Source organism: Botrimarina hoheduenensis, assembly GCF_007859815.1.
Taxonomy (GTDB): domain Bacteria; phylum Planctomycetota; class Planctomycetia; order Pirellulales; family Lacipirellulaceae; genus Botrimarina; species Botrimarina hoheduenensis.
The window spans coordinates 853,679-854,036 of sequence record NZ_SJPH01000002.1 but is presented as its reverse complement, the minus strand read 5'-3'; the positions used below and the strand labels follow the sequence as shown (position 1 = coordinate 854,036).

General features: G+C 69.8%; 1 protein-coding gene. It reads right to left on the bottom strand.

The window, feature by feature from the left end:
• A partial coding sequence (locus Pla111_RS17175) for a hypothetical protein (RefSeq protein ID WP_197524834.1) occupies window positions 1–358 on the bottom strand: 358 nt, incomplete at both ends.

Sequence of the window (358 nt, the reverse complement as noted above, 5' to 3'; positions counted from 1 at the left end):
CTGGGGGAGGAGCTGCTCGGGGGCCGCGACCACGGAGGCCTCGGTCGGCGAGGCGGGCTCGTGGATGATCAGCTCGGGCTTGCGGATCAGCTCGACCGGGTACTTCCGCATCGTGTCGCCGTCGCCCCGGACGATCTCCAGCTCAGCGGCCGTGATCGGGCCCAAGCCCATGTTCGGAACGATAAAGGTCACCGCGTTGGGGCTCCAGGCAACGATCTGGCACTCCAGGCAGGCCGGGCCAACCCGCAGGAAGACGGCCCCCACTTCCGAGCCCAAGAAGCGGGCCGGGGCGGTCACGGTCGAGCCGACGGTCAGCTCGGTTGCCGTGCGGAGCTTGCTGGCCGGCTTGATCACCGGT